Raw genomic sequence first — 19,067 nt, forward strand, 5'->3', positions numbered from 1 at the left:
CGGCCGCCGTATACAAGGAGCCGGGCGAAATATCGCCTTAACCTAGACGGGTCAAAACCTCTAGTGACTATAGATTTTGCTGGCTGATCGGCCCTAATCCGCGCTATTATTCGATTGTGCCAAGGGGCACGGACCAACTCACGGAGGTTTCCCGTGATCGCAGCGTTCTACGCCGACGATAGCTCGGCCGGCCAAGCAGCCCTCCTCGCAAGCAGCGCCCTCGACCGGATCTCCGAGCGGATCGACCACTCGCCGAGCCTCTTGGCGGGCGGCGACCGGATCGCCGAGTCGCTTCCGGCCGCCCTCGACGCCGCGCGCGCCAGCGGACGCCACCTGATGGTGGCCCTGCCGCTCGCCCACCTCAACGACCATGCCATCCGGAGCCGCGTCGACGTCGCGGTCGTCTCGTTCGGGCCGGATCCGGTGGCGGCGTCCGCGGCGCTGCGCGCGATGGCGGCGGACCCGCTCCACGACCTGCCGCCGCCCTGGCTGCTCGCCTGTTGCGGCGATGGACGGCCGGCGGGACTGCGCACGCTGCCGGTGACGTTCAAGGCGCTCCGGCGCGCGAAGGCCGCCCGGCTCCTGGCCGGCGCCCCCTGCGCCGAGACGAGGGCGCGCTCCGTCGGGCTCGCCGCCGCGCTGCACCTCGTCGCCGAGGACCCGCACGCGCCCCGCCTCGATCCGGCCCGCCTCGGTGCGCTGTTCGAGGAGCCGGGGAGCGCCGCCGACCTGAGGCTCCGGGCGAGCCTCCTGGGACTGGCCGCCGACCTCGGCGGCGAGGAGGGCGCGACCGTGGAGGCGGCCGCCCCGAGGATGCCGATCCGGCGTCCGGCCGTGCGGCGCAGGCCGACGCCGCCGGGCCTGCGCCGGCTCGGGGCCGCCAGGCCCCGCGTCGCGCCCCGCCACGCGGCGGGCTGCGCGTGTGCCGCCCGTTCCTGATGGAGGATGCCATGACGACCCGCACCAAGCTCGCCTGGAACGACGCCCCGTCCACGTACCCGGCCGGGGATCCGGGCCGGGGTCGCCGCCCGCGGCGGCGCCCCGCCGCCCGGAAGGCCCGTGCCAGGACGATGGGGCGCCTCGCGCCGCCCGACGCCGCCCTCCCGCCCCTCGTCGCGGGCGCCCGGACCGTGTGGGACGAGCCCCCGCTCCCGCTGCTGCTCGACGGCGACTTCGACCACGACGACGGCGGGGCGACGACCCTCGCCCTGCGCCTGCATCTCGCCATCCGCGACGAGGAGGACGGCTGGTCCCGCGCGTGAGCGGGTCGGTCCGGTCGACGATATCCACAGAAGCTGTGAATACCGACGAATTTTGTGCATAAAGACTTGCGCGTCTACGAATATTATTGAATTGATGTTCGTTTTTGCGCTATTATTCGCTTCCTCAATCTCGCACGTCTGACGCCACCGATCCGCCGGCAGCCTCGCCGCGCGGCCGCTCGGCGTTCGTGCCTTTCACGGAGGCTTCCCCTGATCAGCGCCACCTTCGGATGCGCCGGGCGCACGGACGCCACGCACACCGCCCTGATCCTCGCCGACGCCCACGCCACGCTCGGCGAGGCCGTGACCCTCGTCCGCGTCACCTTGCCCGGGGAGGCGGCCCTCCCCGAGCGCCGCTACCGTCCCGACGAGGTGACGGTCGCGGAACATGCCGTCGCGGCGGCCGGCGAGGCCGACGCGCTGCTCGTCGATGAGATCGTCGCCGCGGCCGCCGTCGGCCACGTGATCCTCGACCTCCCGGAACGGTGCCTCGCTGACGGCGCGTTGCGATCCCGCATCGACGTGGCGGTGATGGTCGTCGGCCCGACGCCGCTCGAAGAGCACATGGCGGCCTGCGCCCTCGCCGATGCCGATGCGGGAACCGACGCCGACACGCCCGAGGCCGGCGGCACGCTCCCGGGCAGGCCGGCCCCGGTCTGGCTGCTCGGCTGCGGGCGGGGTGGGGGCGCCCCGGCCGCGGCGGCCTTCGCGGCCGCGATGGCGCGTCTCGCGGTCTGCGCCGCGGCCGGGCGGCCGCGGGTCCTGCCGGCGGTCCTGCCCGCGATGAGCCGCTCCGAGGCGGCCCGCGTCGCCGAGGGCGACCGGACCGCGCGGACCCTCGCGGCCGGCCTGCCGGTCCTCGCGGCCCTGCGCCTCGTCGCGGCGGACCCCGGCGCGGACGCGGTCGACGCTCAGGCATACGCCGCCGCGCTCGGGCTGGAATTCGCGGCCGCCCGTCAGCCGGACCAGCGCGAGGCCGGGGACCGCCTGCACGACCTCGCCGACGAGCTCCAGGGCATCCGGGACGGGACCAAGCCGGTCCCGGACGATCTCGCCGACGCGCCGCGCCTGGAGGGGTGGCGGACCACGAGCCGGGAGGTCCGCATCCTCACCGGCCGGGTTTACGGGCACCCCAACATCCCGGACGGACGGAGGATCACGACATCCGACCTTTACGCCTCTGACGGGAAGAGCTGGGCGAGGTCGATGTCAAGGTACTACCGCCTGGGCTCGCCCGCGCCGGGCCGCGCCGCGCCTCACTAGGCCGGCCTGAACCCCAACCCCTTTCCCGCTTCCTCCCCGCCCGGCCGTGCGCTGGACGGCGGAGCCATGTCCGACCGGGAGGCAAGCGGATGCGTGCTACCGAAGGGGAAAGCGCGAGGCCGGCGGGGGACGCCGAGGTCGCTTCCGCGGCATGCCCGGTCCTGGCGGTCTGGCGACGGTGCGACCCCGGCGAGATCCCGCCGGCGACCGTCGCCGAGGTCGAGCGGGCCGTCCTCGGGTCGGGGCTGCTCCTGCACCACCGGCGCTGGCCGGAGGCTCTGCGTGGGGACTCCGCCGCGATGGTGGCCGCGGCGATCGACGTCATTCACGGCCACCCGCCCGGCACGCCGGCCGCCGACCTCGCCATGAGCGGCCTGCTCGTGCACGCCGCGCGGGGCGACGCAACCGCCGCACTCGTGCTCGCGCACGGGCTGGCCGCGCTCGCGCACCGGCATCCCCGGTCGGGCGAACTCCTCGACCGCGCCGAGCGCTGGGGCCGTCGCTGGCCCGGTCCTCGCCCCACTTCGCCTGAGCGGGGGTGACCCCCGCCCGCCGGCATCGCTGAACCTGGGAGATGCAAGGATTGCGTATCTGGATCTTTTCCGACCTTCACCGCCGTGCCTATGCGAGGCCTTGGACGCCTGCGGCCATCCCCGACGCCGACGTCGCGGTGGTGGCCGGCGACGTCGGCGAGGGCCTCGCCGACACGATCGGCTGGCTCGCCGCCACCATCCGCCCCGCGATGCCGGTCGTGTTGGTGGCGGGGAATCATGAATTCTACGGCGGCACCAGGGATGTGGACCTCGCCCACGGTCGGCGGGCTGCGGCACGCCAGGGCATCGACCTCCTGGAAGACGACACCGTCGCGCTCGGCGGCTGCACGTTCTCGGGCTGCTCGCTGTGGACCGACTATGCCCTCGACGGCATCGCCGGCCGCGCCGCCGCGATGGATGCCGCACGCGCGGGGCTGAACGACCATCGCAGGATCGCCTGGTCGCGCGACCCCCGATGGAAGCCCTTCCGGCCCGAGGAGGCGCTGGCGCTGCACGTCGCGTCCCGGCGCTTCCTTGAGCGCGCCCTCCTGGAGTGCGATCCGCCCGACCGTCGGCGCGGCCCGCACGTTGTCGTCACCCACCACGCGCCGAGCCCCGGCTCGGTCGCGCCGCCCTACGCCGGCCACCCCCTCAACCCGGCCTTCGCCTCGAACCTCGACGCGCTCGTCGCCGCGGGGCGGCCCGACCTTTGGGTGCACGGCCACGTGCATACCTCGTTCGACTACCGCCTCGGCGCGACCCGCGTCGTGTGCAACCCGCTCGGCTACCCGGGGGAGACCGCCAACTTCGACCCCGGGCTCGTGGTCGAGCTCTGAACCGGGGCCGCCCGCACCCCAGCCGCCGACTGCCGCCGACCCGCACGACGGGGGACCATCCATGATCGACGACCTCACTTACTTCCGCGACGACCTCGACGAGGGCGAGGCCGACCTCGACCGGCGCGGGCGGCGCGCACCATCCGTCGAGACCCTGGCCGTCTTCGCCCTGGAGGCGGCCATCCCGGCCGCCGAACGCCGCCGCATCGCCCGGGCCAAGACCTACGCCCTCGTCGTCGAGGTGCCGTCCGCGGAGTGGGTGGAGCCCATTCGCTCGGCCTGCGCCGCGCTGGGGGCGTGGCCGACCGTCCATGCCCGCACGGGCGCGGCCCGCAGCGAGGACCGCCCCGAGCGCGGCAACGACACCGTCGCGCAGCGCCTCTCGGAGGGCGGCCGGGTTCTCGGGATCTCGCAGGATTGCGGGCGGTACCTACCCTCCGCCCTGCTCGCCGCCGCCGACGGGCGCTACCGGGTCGGCGTTCCCTCCAACGAGGTCCTAGCGCGGGCAATCCGCGCCGCCACCGGGCAGCGCGCCCCCGAGTTGCCCCCGTTCGCGGCGGCGGGGCTCGGGCTCTGGGACCTGTGCGCCGCGATCCGCGCCGGATCCGCCCGCGCCTGCGTCGACCGCCTCGCGGCGGCGTCCCGGGCCCGGTCCACCGTCGACCGGCAGACCGCGGACGCACCCCCGTTCGCGACCTTGCGCGGCTTCGGCGCAGCCCATGCCTGGGGCACGCGCCTGATCGACGACCTGGAAGCTTGGCGGGAGGGGCGGATCGGCTCCTTCGAGGCGCTCGACCGCAACGTGGTCCTGGCCTCGACACCCGGACTAGGAAAATCTACCTACGTCCGTTCTCTTGCCAAGGCTGCCCGACTTCCGCTGCTGGTCAGCTCGGTTTCGACATGGTTCACCCAGTCCAACGGGTACTTGGACGGCGTGGTAAAATATGTAGATATTCTGTTTGAGGAAGCTTATTCGCGAGCGCCTTCGATAATATTTCTCGATGAAATCGATAGTATACCAAGTAGATCTTCAATGGATGGAAGAAATTCCTCGTGGTGGACGCCGGTCGTGACCCATATCCTATTGAAGATCGATGAGTGCTGCGCTCGGGAAGGCGCCGGCGTGTGCCTGATCGGTGCGACCAACCACGCGGAGCGCCTCGACGCCGCCCTTGTACGCCCCGGCCGGCTGAATCGTGTCCTACGCATCGCGCGCCCGTCCGCATCCGACCTCGCCGCCATCTTCCGGCAGCATCTCGGCGGCGACCTCGCCGAGCTGGACCTTGCCGTGGTGGCCGAACTCGGCCTCGGCGCGAGCGGCGCCCAGGTCGTGGCGTGGGTCCGGGAGGCGCGCGCCAGGGCGCGGGCGGAGGAGCGCCCGATGCGGGCGGAGGACCTGCTGGGCGCGGTCGCGCCGCCCGACACCCGGACGGCCGGGGAAAAAATGCGGAGCGCCCTTCACGAGGCCGGCCATGCCGTCGGCGCCGAATTGCTGAAAATCGCCGATGTCGATCAGGTCGACCTGATCCTGCGCGAGACCGCGGCCGGCGGCACCGCCATGCGCGGTCGCCTCGGCCCGTTGCCGACCCGGGACGACCTGGAGCGCATGGTCGTCGGCCTGCTTTGCGGCCGCGCCGCGGAGACGGTCTTCCTGGGTGAGGCGAGCGCGGGTTCCGGCGGCGACGCGGACTCCGACCTCGCGCGCGCCACTGCCTTCGTCGCGGGCATCCACGGCTCGTTCGGGCTCGGCGCCGGCCTCGCCTACCGTGGCCCGATGGAGGAGCTCGGCCGCACCCTCGGCGGCGACCCGGCCCTGCGCGCGGCCGTCGAGGCCGACCTCGCACGCCTCAGCGCGGAGGCGGAGCGTCTCGTCTCCGAACACCAGGAAACCGTGCAGGCCGTGGCGGAGGCCCTGCTCGACCGGCGCGTGCTGAGCGGCGACGCGCTGCGCCGGTTCATCGGCGACGCCCGGCCCGGCCGGGCCCGGCAGGCGGGGGACGGCGGCCGATGACCAGGCACGCCGATCCCCGGGCGGCGGGGCTGGGCGCCGTCCCCGCGCCGGAGCCGACCCGCGCCGCGACGCCGCCGCGACGGTACCGGCTCTGGGTGATGTCCGACCTCGCCGTCGACCGGACAGCGGCCGACCGCCCTCCCTTCGCCCTGCCCGACCCCCTCCCGGATTTCGACGTCCTGGTGGTCGCCGGCAACGTCGCCGACGACCTGGGGAGGTCGGTGGAGTGGCTCGCGCAAAGCCTCGGCGGCAGGCAGGGCTCCCGACCCGTCGTCCTGGTGCCGGGCAACCGCGAATACTGGGGCGGCGGGGACGTGGGCGAGACCCTCGCGCGGGGGCGGGACCTGGCGGCCCGGGCCAGGATCACGCTCCTCTCGGACGACGCCTTGCGGGTCGACGACGGTCGTGGGACGGGCCTGTACCTGCTCGGCGCCACCCTGTGGACCGACTGGGCCCTGCACGGGGCCCGGCGGGCGACCCTCGCCCGCGGCCACGCCCGCCATAACGCGCGCGACTGCCGCCGCATCCGCCGCGCCGGCACGATTCCTTACCTGCCCCATGACACGGGCGGCGCCCACGCGCGGTCGCGCGCCTTCATTGAGGATTCGCTCGGGTCCATCGTCGTCCAGTCTACTGGGTTCCGGGCGTCGCCGGTCGCGCTCGTCCGGGACGCGCGCCGCGGCGACCGCGCGGTGGTCGTGAGCCACCACGCCCCCAGCATACGCTCGCTGCCGCCCGAGGTCCTGCCCGACCTCTGCGACGAGTGGATCGGGGCCTCGCTCGCCTCCGACCTGGAGGGGCTCATGGACGGCTGGGGCGCGCCCGCCCTCTGGATCCACGGCCACGTGCCCGGTGCGGTGGACGTCACGGTGGGGCGGACGCGGATCGTCGCCAACCCCCGGGTCTCCGGCTGGGAATGCGGCCGGGCGCCCTTCGACCCGACATTCATCGTGGAGGCCTGATCGCATGGCGCATGATCCCACCGAAACACCGCCCGGCCCCGAACCCGCCTCGACGACCGCCCGGGCCCTGCCGACCCGGCGACGCGATTTCGACCGCGACCGGCGAGGTGCGCCCGAGGCGCCGGACACGCTCCTCTGCCTGGACATCGAGACGGTCGCCGACCCCGGGCTGCCGGCCGTCGAGCCGGACCGGTTCCCGAAACCCTGCGGGCACCGGATCGTCGCCATCTCCTACGTCGAGGCCCGCATCGCGGTCGATCCGGCGACCGGCCACGAGCGCTACCTGGTTCGGCAGTGTCGAAGCGGCGGTAACGAGGATTGGGACGAGCGGAAACTGCTCACGGCCTTCTGGAAGTTCTTCGCGGCCGGCCGCTACCGCGTCGTGACGTGGAACGGCCGCGGGTTCGATCTGCCCGTGCTTCAGGCCCGCGCGCTGATCCACGGCATCCCAGTCCAGGCCTGGTACCGCCGCGGCGACCGCTGGAACGGGTACGGCAGCCGGTACGCGGCCGACTGGCACACGGACCTGATGGACGTGCTTTCGGGCTTCGGCGCTTCCCCGCGCATGGGCCTCGACGAGTGCGCGGTCGCGCTGGGCCTGCCCGGAAAGGCGGGCGAGCACGGCGCCCACGTCGCCGACCAGATCGCGCGTGGCGACCTCGCGGGCGTCCGTGCCTATTGCGAGACCGACACCGTGAACACCATGGCCCTGTACGTCCGCCATGCGCTCCTGTGCGGGAAGACCGATGCCGATGGCCACGACGCGAGCCTGCGCAGCCTCGTCGACTACCTCGCGGCCGAGGGCCGGACCCGCCCGCACCTGCGCGCCTTCCTCGACCGATGGATGAGCTCGTCCCGCCCCGCCCCGATGTTCGTGGGAGACGGGGCCTGACCGGCCGCGCCGCGGCATTTCCCTTCCTCCAGGGCGAATCACGTCAGGCATGTGAGGGCCTCGCGGATGCCGGCTCCCAGTACCGGCATCGAGGGAGTCCAGGACTGGCCGGCTGGCGCGGATCTGCCGTCGCGCCCGCTGGCTGGATCGCCTAGTGGTCGACGCTAGAGCGGGCTCGACGCAGATCGGGCAAGAAGATCGCACCTCTGTCGACGTCCAAGCATACGGGCGAGGCTCGGATTTCGTCATGATGCGTTGGGGCAAGAGATTGGCCTCCGACGAAATTCCATGCCTGGAAATTAGGGGAAAACGTCGCCGATGCCCCCCGTCCAGGACTGGAAGGCTTGCTTCGGGCGAGCGGAGCCTGTATGGGATTGAATGCGCCCGGGTGTCCCTGGGCGGCGTCGGCTTCGGGGACCCGATGGGTAAGTCGGAAGATTATCAAGGTCTCCGCGAAAGGCTTGAGCGGAGGCTCAAGGAAAAGGAGGAGGCGTATTCCGCGGCGAGCCTGACTCACTTCCGTGAGGTCGAGGATCTTCGGCTCCAGATCCAGCTCGTCGATCAGGCCCTGCAAGGTGGCGGCACGACGGTGCAGTCATCCGAGGCGGTCGACGGCGGCTCCAAAACCCTGCTCGCGGGAGAGGTTCCCCAACTGATCCTGCGTGCCTTGGCCGAGGCCGAACCGTTCGGATTGAGCGGCGGGGAGCTGAACGCCGTCGTCGTGAAGGCCGGGTTTGCCAAGGACTCGGCTGAGAAAAACAAGACAAAGTTAAGGCTCGCCGGACGTGCCCACCGGGACCCCAAGACGGGACGGTGGCGCCCGGGATCGGGGCAGACCTGAGCCGTCACATCTGCCCCCGGCCCACGAGGATGCAGGAGGAGTGAGAATGGGATCGAGCGCCAAGCTCAAGGGGGCACGGGCCCCGCCGAACGAAAAAGCGCCCGACGCGAGGTCGGACGCTTTTCGTGGACGCGCCAAGCAGGATGGGGGCATCCTGCGTGCAACTTCCGAATAGCCGTGCGCGGCGCGTACGACTACCTGCTGGGGCAGCACCACCTGCGTACCAGCCGTATTCAATACTTTCCAAACACCACATCGACGTCACGCTGCGCAAACACCGTGACGACCACTCCGTTCGAAGCGAACAAAAGGCGCCAAGCGACGCCTGTGGAATCTCGTTGTTACCGCGCGGCCGCTCCGGCCGCAAGCGGGCACGGTGGTTTTCCACAGGTGCGCTGCGGCCGTCCCGTTCGAAGGGACGCCGCATGGCTTCGACAACGACGGATCGAGCATCGGTCGCCCGATCCGTGTCTCGGCCGCCCCGACGGGGTTCGCCGAGGCCCGACGTCATCGTCCCTGAATGAGAACCCGCGCCGTGTGCATCCCTCCCTCTGCCTAGGGGGGCGGTTCCAGTCCTGGATCCCCGAGAACAGGACGGAGCCGACCGGGGCCACTCCGCGCATCCCCTGAGCCCGCGCCCCCGACCCCGTCGGGAGGCGACAGGAGACCTGTGCCATGCGTCCCCCCATCCCCAACCTCTTCACCCGCGTCGGCATCGTCCTGCCGGAGCATATCGCGCCGCGGCGGCTGGGCGCCGCCCCGGCGGTCGACCCCGCCGCCGTGGCCGGCCGACCCGACCGGCGCGGATCGGCGGCCGAAATCCCTGACGCCGTTCCCGCGCGGCCGTCCGGGGAGCGCGGTCGTGCGCTCCCCGCCGCCAGCGACAGCGACCGCGACGGCTGATCGATCCTCGACGGCAGCCGGTCGACGAGGACCGGCCGCCGGCCCGCGGCGCAGGCAAGGCCGCGCCTCTTGATCGACCCGAGCCGCGCATCTGCGCGGTCCCAGACCCTCAGCTTCACACCCCGCGCGGCACCCTGCCCCGTCGGGTCGGGAGAACCTTGCCATGGATCGGTCGACGAAGACCAAGGCCACGAACCCCAGCTGTTCCCTCAGCCAGACAGCCCCGGATCCCGCGTCGTCGCGCGACATCCGGAAAGCCCGTCGCCTTCCTCGGGCCGCTTCGTCGGTCCGGGCCCGATCCTACGACGCGGCGGACGAAGCCATCTCCATGCCCGTCGAGGCGACCTTCGACTTCGAGCGCCTCGACTTCGTCGTCATCGACGGGAGCGGCCGGGCCCGCCGGCCCTCGCTGAACGTGACCACCGACAGTGCCACCGGCGCCGTGCTCGGCGTCTTCTGCGAACTCATGGGTTGAGGAGGGATCGGATGCAGCCCCAGGCACCACTCGCGACGCGCGTCGCCCCGGTCCCCCCGCCGACCGCCCGGCACCTCAAGGCGGTCATCGCCGAGGCTGACGGCGCAGCGCTCGCAAGCTCCCGCACGCCGTTCGCGGTGCCGCACGACCTTGGCCTCGGCCCCGACCCGCGATCCCTCGGCACCGTGCGAGCCGCCCGCTCCTGGGTGCCCGATGTCGTGCGCCACGAGAAGCTGCCGGGCGGCTTGGCGATCACGACGAGCCTGTTGGAGACCGCCGGTCTCACGATGGCCCTGTGCGATCCGGTCAACACCCTCGTCGTGCCGTTCGCCCACGTCCTCCACTACCAGGAGGTGGATCGGGATGGCCGTGCCCGGGATGCGTGCCATCGCCCCCAAACCGTCGCCCGCCGCCGCGACGGCGGCATCGTCGCCTACACCTTCCTGGCCACCTGGGAGCGCGACAGGGCTGCCCCCCATTGGCAGAGGACCGAGACGGCGGTGCGAGCCGCCTACCGCACGCTGGGCGTGGATTTCCGCGTCCTCACGGAACACACCCTGTTCACGCGCGTCCTGCGCGAGAATCGCGCCCGTATGCTGAAGGAGCGCGCCGGGCCCGGGGCCGAGGCAGACCTGGAACGGGTTCACGAGGCCCTGATCCGTCATGGCCTGACCACCACGGTCGCCCGCTTCCATCGTTCGGCGAGACCTTTCCCCGCGCGCAGGATCGACCGGACGCTCGCCTGCCTGATGGAGCTCGCCCTGGCTGGCTCCATCAGGCTCGATCTCAGGCGGCCGCTCGGGTCCGAGACCCGCATCATGCGGGTTGCCGCGGCATGAGCATCGGGAGGAACGATGCCGACGAGGCGCCCCTTCGCCTCAAGTCGTCGGCGACGCCGGCGAACCTCGGCCTCTTCCCCGGCGCGCCCGTCGTCCGGGAGGTGAAGCGGCGCAATTACCTGTGCGCGGTGGACGGTGACGGGGGCGATCACAAGGCGCTCGGCGATGCGCCCTTCCGCTCGCTCCTGGAGCGCGACTTGCGCACGCTCCTCGGGGCCAACCCCGACATCGCGCACTACGCGGTCGAGCCGCACGTGCTGACCTACTACATCCCGGATGGCCGGGGTGGCCAGGAGAGGCACGATTACGTCCCGGACGTGGTGTGCCGCTACCGGGCCGGTGCGATCGTCGTGATCGACGCGAAGGCCCACTTCATCGCCGGCCGGCCGGGCTGGACGCGGCGGCAGCCGCACATCGAGGAAGCCTACCGCCTCGACCACGGCGTTACGTTCCTGACCCTGGACGAGGCCGAGATCCGGGCCGAGCCCCGGCTCTCGAACGCCCAGGTCATGGAGCGGCACCGGTACATCGTCCCGGACCATGTCGCCCTGCTGCGGGTCCGCGACGCCCTGGTCGATCTTGGCCTGCCGACCACCATCGCGGCCGTGGTGCGGGCCGCCCGGCTGAACGACCGGCCCGGCGAGTGCCGCGCCTACACCGCCGTGATGAACCTGGCGCTGGGGGGCGAGATCGCGCTCGACCTCGCCCGGCCCTTCTCGTTCCGGTCCGAGATCCGCGAGGTGATGGCGTGAACGCCCCGTTCCCCGTCCCCTCCGCCCATCCCGGCCCGTGGTCGGGACCGCCCGCGGCGCAAGTTGCGCACGACCAGGCCGTCACCCGGCCGCTCGATCTGCGCAGCAAGGACATCTACAGCCTCAAGGGCAGGACCTGCGAGTTCGAGCGTCGACTCGACGGCAAGCTCCAGTTCCTGCGCGTCGACGACAAGGACGTGATCTTCCTCACCGACCAGCAACTCGCCTTCCTGTCGGCGACCGGCGAGGCGCGGCTCGTCGCCGGCAACTTCCAGTACGGCAAGGCGCGGGGCCCGCTGCCGAACCGCCTCAGGCTCACGAAGGAGCAGGAGGCGCAGGCGGACCGCAAGCTCGATTACGTCAACGCCTGCATCCGGGGCCACGTGGAGGGCGAGGCGCGGCCTCGGGCGCCCTACGAGTTCCGGCGCTCGAAGCCGGCGCTGGACCCCGTGATCCTGCGGGTGGCGCTGAGCAAGGGCGAGAAGGCGCCGCATTTCACCACGGCGCTCAACTGGGTCGACCTCTGGATGACGCTCGGCGACATCCACGGCAAGGCCTGCCTCGTCGACCGGCACATGCACAAGGGCAACAGACGCAAGCCTTTCGGGCACGTGGGCGAAGTCGCGCTGGAAAGGGGGATCTGGCGCTGGCTCAGCCCGAACATGACCACGGAAATGGCCTACGCCAAGGTCGTCACGTCGGTCCTGGCCTACAAGCGCAAGCTTGCGCGGCACCTCACCGAGGAGGAGCTCGACCTGATCGTGGCTCCCTCGCTGCGCACGTTCCAGCGCCGATGCAAGGGCATCGACCGGTACGTCCGGGACTACTACCGGAAGGGGCCCGAGTACGCGGCGAAGATGCATCGCACCTATCAGGTGCAGCCGCTGCCCGCGCGGCCCTACCAGGACGTCGAGGTCGACCACTGCACCCTCGACATCCTGCTCGTCGACGACGACAGCGACGTCGTCCTCGGCCGGCCGGACCTGATCATCTTCCGCTGCCGGAAGACCGGCATGATCATCGGGGCGTCGCTGGGGTTCGAGGCGCCCAGTTTCGCAAGCTTCGTCGCCGGCCTCCGGCACGCGATCTACCCGAAGGACATGTCGGGCTTCCCGGCGGTGCGCATGCCCTGGCCGTGCTACGGCCGCATCGAGAACCTGTGGGTCGACAACGCGCTCCACTTCATCGGCGACGACATCAGGGCCGCCGCGCGCGAGCTGAAGATGAGCAAGCCGCGGTTCAAGCCGCGGTGCCCCTGGCTCAAGGGCGCCTTGGAGCGGTTCTTCGGCTACCTGAACACTGGTCTCGTCCACGTGCTTCCGGGCACGACGCTGTCCAACACGGTCGAGCGGCGCGAGCACGACAGCGACGTGCTGGACCGCGCCAAGCTCCGGCAGTCCGAGTTCCTGGCGCTGCTGATGTTCTTCATCTGCGACGTTCACAACGTCCACAAGTCCAAGGGCCTGGGCCTGCTGCGCGGCATCGGCGACATCCCGCTCCGGGTCTGGAACGAGGCCGCCGCTGACAATCCCAGCGGCCCGCTGCCGCCCGCCGAGCTGTTCGTCGCCCTGTGCGGCGAATGGGAGCACCGCACGATCCAGAACGACGGGATCGTCTGGGATTACGTCAAGTACGAATGCCCGGAGCTGATCTCGCTGATCACCAACCCGGGGCACAGGAACGCGCGGGAGGATGGTGAGGGTACGCGCTACAAGTGCGCGCGGGACCCCGAAGACATCGGCCGGATCTACGTGATCGACCCGTACGACCGGGACGGGCGCATCATCACCGTTCCGGCCACGGGCGCCCACCGCGCCTACGCCGAAGGGCGCCACCGGCACGTCCACGACCTCGCCGTGGCCAACGCCCGCCGCATGGTCAAGGGCGCATTCGACTTCGAGGCCCTGATGCGGGCGCTCGACCTCCTCGGCGACGCGGCCGCCGCCGCGCGGGCGAAGCCGGAGCGCAAGTCCGTCCACCGCGGCCTCGCCCGATTCCTCGACGCCGAGCGTAAGCGGCGCTTCCGCAGCGAGGTCCGACCGGGCACGCCGGCGCTACCCGCCACCACGGCGGGGCACCTGGACCCGCTGGCCATCGCGCGCCGTCCGAAGGCCGCGGTGCCGGACACGCCCGCGCCGGAACCCCGGCTGCCGCCTGCGTCGGGGCCCTCCGCCGCCGAGGACGGGCGCCCGTTGGCCCTGGCGCCCCCGCACGGCGGTGTGCCCCCGGCGCCCCCTCCGGTCCCGGTACCGGAGGGCCCCGGGACCGGAGGGCCGCCCATCGTCCCCGACCCGGCACCGGGGGCGCCCGTCGCCGCTGCGCCGGCCTTCGAGCCGGCGGACGACTTCGACGACGATCTCGCGGCCCTCAGGGCCACCAAGAACTGGAGGACGGGCGATGAGTGAGACCCATCGGGACGGCGACACCCTCGGTCGCGCCGAGCGCGCGGCCAAGCCGGCGAGCGAGCGCCAGCTCATCATGAAGAACCTGTTCGTGGGGCACGACCGCTTCGAGACCGCGACCGCGGCGGTGGCGCGGTTCCACAGGCCCGTGAAGGGCGGCCTGCCGGACACCGGGTCGCTGTTCGTGCTCGCTGGCGACCCGCGGACGGGCAAGAGCTTCGCGCTGAAGCGGTACGCGCGCGGTTTCCCGGCCGATTTGACCGGGACCGAGGGAATCGTGCGGCCGGTGGCGTATGTCGACCTGCCGGTCGGCTGCAACAAGGCCGGCTTCGTCACGGCCGTGGCGGGCGTGCTGAACGCCGGCGACGTCACCCGGATGAAGGTCGACGCGCTCTTCGGCAACGTCCTGAACGCCCTGGTCAGGCAGAAAGTGCAGTTGCTGCTCCTCGATGAGGTCCAGGAAGCCTTCACCACGGCGCGGCCGGGCGCGCTCAAGGACTGCCAGGGGCTGGTCCGTAAGATCCTCAACCTCGGGACGCTCAACGTCGCCGCGGCGGGGCTGGTCGAGACCTACCGGATCATGGCGGCGGACCGCCAGCTGAAGGGGCGAGGCGGTCTGCCGCACCACATCATGCTGCCCTACAGCTGGGAATGCGAGGAGGAACGCGGCCTCTTCCGCCTGCTCTGCGCCGAGATCGACGGCCGGCTGCCCTTCGCGACGAAATCAACGCTCGGGTCCAAGTGGTATGCCGCGAGGCTCTATTGGGTCAGCGACGGCATCATCGGCCAGTTGAAGGACTTCGTCTTCATGGCCGGCTGCCGGGCGCTCAACGACGGCGCCCAGCGGGTCGAGGTCGGGCACTTCGCCGATGCCTGGGACGAGATCCGGCCGGTCGGCATGAGCTTCAACCCTTTCCGCGACGACATCGACCAGGCCCCGGCCCGCGTCGCGCAGCCCAAGCCGACCTTGCAGCCGAAGGATCCGGCGCAGGGCGCCTTCGTCAAGTGAGGATGCCCGCATGAGGACCTTCACGGACCTGCACGGGCGCTTTGAGCCGCCGCTCCCCGATTGGGGGCCGCCCCACCCGGGCGAGCCCGCCCACGGCTACGTCGTGCGCCTCGGGGCCATGAACGGGATCGGCAGCGTCGCCGTCTTGCTGAACTCGCACGGGCTGAACGGGCGGGACATCCAGCCCGCCGAGTGCCTGGAGCTCGCGCTGTCCTTCCCGATCTCGGGGAAGGACAGCCTGATCCATGCCACCCCCGCGGTCTCCCCGACGTCGGTCGCGATCATGGGCCAGGAAATCCGGCGGCGGCATTGGCAGGTCGGCCGGCGCCGCTTCTGCCCCGCCTGCCTCGCCGAGAGCCCTCACCACCGGGTATGGTGGGACATGCCGGCGTTCGCGCGCTGCCCGGACCACGACCTCGACGTCGTCGATTGCGACGCCTCAGGCCACCCCGTGCCGTGGTGGTCGCCTTCGTTCACGCGCGCCCCGACCGGCACGGACCTGCTGCGGTACGGCGTGCCGCGGCGCCCAGTCCCGCGCCCGTCCCTGGAGGGCTACGTCCTCGCCCGGCTGGGCGTATGCGGGACACCAGCGGTCCCGTTGCTCGACGGTCTCGACACCCTGGGCGACGCGCTCGACGCCGTGGAACTCGTCGGGCGGATCGCCCTCGGGGGAACGCTGCGGTCGCGCCCGGTCGTCGGCGTGACGACGGGCTTCGACCTGCCCGCCGTGAACCGGGCCGGATACGGCGTGCTGGCCCGTGGGACGGACGCGCTCGTCGCCCTGCTCCACGAGGTCGCGGCCGCGCGGGCGGCGCGCAAGGACGGGCGGGGCGAAGGGCGCGGCAAGGGCGCGAGCTTCGGCTGGATCGGCGCAGCGCTGGACACCGAGAAGGGCTCGCACGTGGGGATCCTCGCCGCTTGCCTGCGGAGGGTGGCGGTCGAGCGGGGCGACTTCTCGCCGGCGACCTGCGATGCCTGGTACGCCGGCGAGGCGGGCTGGCTGCCGGTCCCGACCCTGGCGCGTGAGCTCGGCCTCACGGAGGAGCGGCTTCGCCGCGTCTCCGAGGCGCTCGGCATCCACGAGCGGCAGTTCGGCATCGCGCGCGTGCGCTACCGGGCCTTCAGCCCGGAGCAGGCGGGATTGGTCGAGCGGACGTTGGCCTCCCTCCTCGACCGAGACGGGGCCGCCGACGCGCTGGGGGTCCCGCGCGGCACGTTCGATGCCCTCGTCGCGGCCGGCATCATCGCCCGCTTCGTCCGCATCGGGTCCGGGCCCGGCCGCGACCGGTTCCGTCCGGAGGACCTGTCCGCCTTCGCGGCGCGCCTGCTGCACAAGGTCGAGACCGCGACCGAGGTGCCGGACGGCCACCTGCGGCTGGCCGATCTCAAGCGGACCTGCAAGACCGATCCGGCGCGATCCGTCGCGGCGATCCTGAAAGGGTACGCGGCCCCGCGGGGGAGGACCGGGCCGAGCGTCGGCGACCTCCTGGTCCCCGACCCCAATCGGTACCGCGGGGATGGGATGCGGGCCGCGCGCGCGGCCCTGCGGACGCTCCCCGGCCTCAGCCGCTACCAGGCCGCCACCGTCCTCGGATGCAGGGTCGAGGTGGTCGACGGCCTGATCGACGGCGGTCACCTGCCGGTGCGCTCCGGGGGGCGTGGCTGGCGCCGGATCGACGAGGCCGCCCTCGACGCGTTCCATCGTACCTGGGCGCCGGCGGACCTGTACGCCGCGGGCGCCGGCGCGACGCGCTCGGGCCATGAGGCCGGGCCGATCCTGGAGAGGCTCGGCGCCGTCACGTTGCAGGTCGCGCAACGGGACGGGAGCGTCGCGCACATGGTCGAACGCGCCGGCGCCCGGGCGGCGCTGGGGCTGTCCCTCGACCCCGACGACCCGGCGGGCGGCGGCCTCCCCGCGTTCGAGGCCGCGCTCCTGCGCGCGCTGGCACGGCAGGGCACGTTCAAGCTCGTCGGGCGGAGCCGTGGCCTGACCCTGTCGAGCGCCGCCGGGGACCTGACGATCCGCATCGCGGCGCAGCCCGACCGCGCGACGGTCGAGGTCGTCCTCACCCGCGGGGCGCGCCCGCTCGGGGAGGACCATGCCGGCCCGGGCGGACGGCTCCGATGGCGCGAGGCGGCCGGTCGGCTCGAAACTATCGACACCGTACCGGCTCCCGAACTCGCGACCCCGGCCGCGTGGCCGGATCTCGTGGCCCGCACGGTCGCCAGCACCGAATACCTGCGTGCGAACTTCCCGCAGGTCCGGGCGGGTGCCGCGCCCGGGACCGTCAAAGCGGCGCGGCCGGCCCCGTCCGCCGCGGGCCGATCTGACCGGCCCGCGACGTGAACGCGCCGTCCGGTTATCCCGTGGTGCCACGGCCTCGGTCGTCAGGGGCCTGCCCCTGGGTGGGCGCCCCCGTCCCGACAGTTCTCGACGGCTCCGCGGCGGCCGCCACCGGATCTCCGTAGAACGGCCTGAACCGGACATGGTGCGCCAGCCCCGCGGGGCGGTAGGGCGCGGCCCCGTCGCACTGGACCACTGACGCGAGGCGGAAGCGCTCGTCGACGCTCGGGTGCACCGTCGCGTCGGGCTTGATGTCCCGGTCCTTGGCCTCCCAGGTCCTGCCCTGCGCCCAGCGCCGCACCCAGCCCGGCACCCACGAGGCCGAGACACGCGCCTCGATGGCGTCCCGCATGCCCGCCACCTCGCAGTGCTGCGCGCCGGCGGCGGACGGGTGCAGGCGCAGTCGCGGGATCCGCATCACCTCGACCGGGTGGCGCGGATCGGCGACGGGCGGCATCTCGTCCACCTTGAGCCCGTCCGGGACGCCGACGGCCTGTTCAAGCATCCACCGGAGCGCGATGTCGGACAGCCGGGACTCGGTCTCCTCGTAGCTGCCGCCAATGTCCGAGTGGTTGCCTGCGAACCAGAACTGCCGGAACTGGTCCGGGGCGCCCGGCGCCCGCGGCGGGCAGGCCTCGGTGGGGCCCCACCTCACGCGGTCGAAGTCCTTGCGCCGCTCGTCGATGGCGATGGCCGCGCGGGCGTAGCCGACCTGGGCGCTCAGGAGGCGGTCGAAGTTCTCGCCCTTCCACTCCGCCACGTGGCTCTTCGATTGGCCGGGCCCGGGCCAATCCGCGATGGTCTTGGTCCTCGCGGCGACGATCCGGCGTCGAACCGTGAGGGCGGCCCCGGCCGACGCGGCGACGAGGACGCCCGCGGTGATCAGGTCCGCCTTCCAGAAGGAGCCGTCGAACAGGTAGGAAACGCCCCCGACCAGGGAGGCGGTCACCGCGATGGCGATGCCGAGGGGGATGACTGCCGCGGCCACGAGCCCGGCCTTGATCAGCGTGCGCTTCGGGCCCGCGACGCCGAGCGCCGCGACGGTGTCGAAGGTCCCGATGAAGTACGGCTCGACATTGGACTTGCCGCCGCCGTCGGGGTGGTCCGAGCCGTACCGCGCCCGGAACCGGCGGGCGAGCTCGTGCCGCTCCGCGTCGAAGTCCGCGCGCGGATGGCCGGCGCCGTGCTCCAGCACCGTCTCGACCGCTTCGCGCGCGATGTCCCGCGTCATCTTGCGGAAGCGCAGTAGCGGGCCGGCGGCGCCCCGCGTGGGCACCCCGCAGTACATCAGGAGGTTGGCCACGCACCGGACCGTGTAGGCCCCGCGGCTGAAGCCGATCAGGTAGATGCGGTCGCCCGGCTCGTAGTGGTCGATGAGGAAGCGGTAGCAGTCGGCGATGTTCGTGGTGATGCCGCGCCCCGAGAGGGAGGCGGCCATCTTCTGCACGAACCGCACCGGCGCCGTTAGGGCCGTGGCGCCGATGTCGGTGCCAAGCCCCGGGTCGTAGAAGGCGACCTGCTCCGCCGGGTCGATGCCGCTCTCGGGCCCGACCTTGCAGACCCGGTACATCTTGTAGACGTTGCTGACGCGCTGCTCGGGGCGGACGCCGCCGTCCTGCCCGGTGCCGTCGGAGAAGACCACGATATTCTTGGGCATCCGCCTGCCTCCGGAACGCCGGAGCCCGGGATGGGCGACGGCCGCATCGGCGTCCTGGGCAGAAATGCCGCCCGGGACGGGGTTTC

General features: G+C 72.4%; 17 protein-coding genes. 16 read left to right on the forward strand and 1 reads right to left on the reverse strand.

Features of this window, described 5'->3' with window-relative positions; translation table 11 throughout:
- Positions 1 to 153: 153 nt before the first annotated feature.
- From ACX9MN_RS19065 to ACX9MN_RS19140, 16 genes are all read left to right on the forward strand, one after another.
- The gene (locus ACX9MN_RS19065) at positions 154 to 939 is read left to right on the forward strand and encodes a hypothetical protein (RefSeq protein ID WP_489725080.1); all 786 of its coding nucleotides are present in this window, start codon (positions 154 to 156) and stop codon (positions 937 to 939) included.
- 11 nt (positions 940 to 950) lie between these two features.
- On the forward strand, positions 951 to 1,262 hold the full coding sequence (locus ACX9MN_RS19070) for a hypothetical protein (protein ID WP_489725081.1): 312 nt from the start codon (positions 951 to 953) through the stop codon (positions 1,260 to 1,262).
- A gap of 303 nt (positions 1,263 to 1,565) precedes the next feature.
- Positions 1,566 to 2,525, forward strand: a complete 960-nt coding sequence (locus ACX9MN_RS19075; RefSeq protein WP_489725082.1) for a hypothetical protein — start codon at positions 1,566 to 1,568, stop codon at positions 2,523 to 2,525.
- A gap of 89 nt (positions 2,526 to 2,614) precedes the next feature.
- On the forward strand, positions 2,615 to 3,067 hold the full coding sequence (locus ACX9MN_RS19080) for a hypothetical protein (protein WP_489725083.1): 453 nt from the start codon (positions 2,615 to 2,617) through the stop codon (positions 3,065 to 3,067).
- Positions 3,068 to 3,099: 32 nt separating this feature from the next.
- Positions 3,100 to 3,894, forward strand: coding sequence for a metallophosphoesterase (locus ACX9MN_RS19085; protein WP_489725084.1), 795 nt, complete (start codon positions 3,100 to 3,102; stop codon positions 3,892 to 3,894).
- A 61-nt stretch (positions 3,895 to 3,955) separates the two neighbouring features.
- The gene (locus tag ACX9MN_RS19090) at positions 3,956 to 5,905 is read left to right on the forward strand and encodes an AAA family ATPase (RefSeq protein WP_489725085.1); all 1,950 of its coding nucleotides are present in this window, start codon (positions 3,956 to 3,958) and stop codon (positions 5,903 to 5,905) included.
- Entirely contained in the window at positions 5,902 to 6,867 is a 966-nt protein-coding gene (locus ACX9MN_RS19095; protein WP_489725086.1) for a metallophosphoesterase family protein, read from the forward strand. The genes ACX9MN_RS19090 and ACX9MN_RS19095 overlap by 4 nt, the downstream gene beginning before the upstream one ends.
- Before the next feature lie 4 nt (positions 6,868 to 6,871).
- Complete coding sequence (locus ACX9MN_RS19100; RefSeq protein WP_489725087.1) at positions 6,872 to 7,759, forward strand: 3'-5' exonuclease; 888 nt, start codon at positions 6,872 to 6,874, stop codon at positions 7,757 to 7,759.
- A gap of 421 nt (positions 7,760 to 8,180) precedes the next feature.
- The gene (locus ACX9MN_RS19105; protein WP_489725088.1) at positions 8,181 to 8,600 is read left to right on the forward strand and encodes a hypothetical protein; all 420 of its coding nucleotides are present in this window, start codon (positions 8,181 to 8,183) and stop codon (positions 8,598 to 8,600) included.
- A gap of 675 nt (positions 8,601 to 9,275) precedes the next feature.
- On the forward strand, positions 9,276 to 9,503 hold the full coding sequence (locus tag ACX9MN_RS19110) for a hypothetical protein (RefSeq protein ID WP_489725089.1): 228 nt from the start codon (positions 9,276 to 9,278) through the stop codon (positions 9,501 to 9,503).
- Positions 9,504 to 9,831: 328 nt separating this feature from the next.
- Positions 9,832 to 9,978, forward strand: coding sequence for a hypothetical protein (locus ACX9MN_RS19115; protein ID WP_489725090.1), 147 nt, complete (start codon positions 9,832 to 9,834; stop codon positions 9,976 to 9,978).
- A gap of 11 nt (positions 9,979 to 9,989) precedes the next feature.
- On the forward strand, positions 9,990 to 10,817 hold the full coding sequence (locus ACX9MN_RS19120; protein WP_489725091.1) for a hypothetical protein: 828 nt from the start codon (positions 9,990 to 9,992) through the stop codon (positions 10,815 to 10,817).
- Positions 10,814 to 11,569, forward strand: coding sequence for a hypothetical protein (locus ACX9MN_RS19125; RefSeq protein ID WP_489725092.1), 756 nt, complete (start codon positions 10,814 to 10,816; stop codon positions 11,567 to 11,569). Before ACX9MN_RS19120 ends, ACX9MN_RS19125 begins: the two co-directional genes overlap by 4 nt.
- Positions 11,566 to 13,974, forward strand: a complete 2,409-nt coding sequence (locus tag ACX9MN_RS19130; protein ID WP_489725093.1) for a Mu transposase C-terminal domain-containing protein — start codon at positions 11,566 to 11,568, stop codon at positions 13,972 to 13,974. The genes ACX9MN_RS19125 and ACX9MN_RS19130 overlap by 4 nt, the downstream gene beginning before the upstream one ends.
- Positions 13,967 to 14,980: a TniB family NTP-binding protein gene (locus ACX9MN_RS19135; protein ID WP_489725094.1), complete on the forward strand. Its 1,014-nt coding sequence runs from the start codon at positions 13,967 to 13,969 to the stop codon at positions 14,978 to 14,980. Before ACX9MN_RS19130 ends, ACX9MN_RS19135 begins: the two co-directional genes overlap by 8 nt.
- A 10-nt stretch (positions 14,981 to 14,990) precedes the next feature.
- The gene (locus tag ACX9MN_RS19140) at positions 14,991 to 17,327 is read left to right on the forward strand and encodes a TniQ family protein (RefSeq protein WP_489725095.1); all 2,337 of its coding nucleotides are present in this window, start codon (positions 14,991 to 14,993) and stop codon (positions 17,325 to 17,327) included.
- Positions 17,328 to 17,340: 13 nt separating this feature from the next.
- Here the strand turns inward: ACX9MN_RS19140 and ACX9MN_RS19145 are convergent, their stop codons facing one another.
- Positions 17,341 to 18,981, reverse strand: a complete 1,641-nt coding sequence (locus tag ACX9MN_RS19145; RefSeq protein ID WP_489725096.1) for a phospholipase effector Tle1 domain-containing protein — start codon at positions 18,979 to 18,981, stop codon at positions 17,341 to 17,343.
- Positions 18,982 to 19,067 lie beyond the last annotated feature (86 nt).

The organism is Methylobacterium sp. 1A (genome assembly GCF_058072805.1).

Bases quoted from the DNA above. Each gene is read 5' to 3' on its own strand.
- ACX9MN_RS19070 (WP_489725081.1), top strand. From the start codon at position 951: ATGACGACCCGCACCAAGCTCGCCTGGAACGACGCCCCGTCCACGTAC.
- ACX9MN_RS19080 (WP_489725083.1), top strand. From the start codon at position 2,615: ATGCGTGCTACCGAAGGGGAAAGCGCGAGGCCGGCGGGGGACGCCGAG.
- ACX9MN_RS19085 (WP_489725084.1), top strand. From the start codon at position 3,100: ATGCAAGGATTGCGTATCTGGATCTTTTCCGACCTTCACCGCCGTGCC.
- ACX9MN_RS19090 (WP_489725085.1), top strand. From the start codon at position 3,956: ATGATCGACGACCTCACTTACTTCCGCGACGACCTCGACGAGGGCGAG.
- ACX9MN_RS19095 (WP_489725086.1), top strand. From the start codon at position 5,902: ATGACCAGGCACGCCGATCCCCGGGCGGCGGGGCTGGGCGCCGTCCCC.
- ACX9MN_RS19100 (WP_489725087.1), top strand. From the start codon at position 6,872: ATGGCGCATGATCCCACCGAAACACCGCCCGGCCCCGAACCCGCCTCG.
- ACX9MN_RS19105 (WP_489725088.1), top strand. From the start codon at position 8,181: ATGGGTAAGTCGGAAGATTATCAAGGTCTCCGCGAAAGGCTTGAGCGG.
- ACX9MN_RS19110 (WP_489725089.1), top strand. From the start codon at position 9,276: ATGCGTCCCCCCATCCCCAACCTCTTCACCCGCGTCGGCATCGTCCTG.
- ACX9MN_RS19115 (WP_489725090.1), top strand. From the start codon at position 9,832: ATGCCCGTCGAGGCGACCTTCGACTTCGAGCGCCTCGACTTCGTCGTC.
- ACX9MN_RS19120 (WP_489725091.1), top strand. From the start codon at position 9,990: ATGCAGCCCCAGGCACCACTCGCGACGCGCGTCGCCCCGGTCCCCCCG.
- ACX9MN_RS19125 (WP_489725092.1), top strand. From the start codon at position 10,814: ATGAGCATCGGGAGGAACGATGCCGACGAGGCGCCCCTTCGCCTCAAG.
- ACX9MN_RS19135 (WP_489725094.1), top strand. From the start codon at position 13,967: ATGAGTGAGACCCATCGGGACGGCGACACCCTCGGTCGCGCCGAGCGC.
- ACX9MN_RS19140 (WP_489725095.1), top strand. From the start codon at position 14,991: ATGAGGACCTTCACGGACCTGCACGGGCGCTTTGAGCCGCCGCTCCCC.
- ACX9MN_RS19145 (WP_489725096.1), bottom strand. From the start codon at position 18,981: ATGCCCAAGAATATCGTGGTCTTCTCCGACGGCACCGGGCAGGACGGC.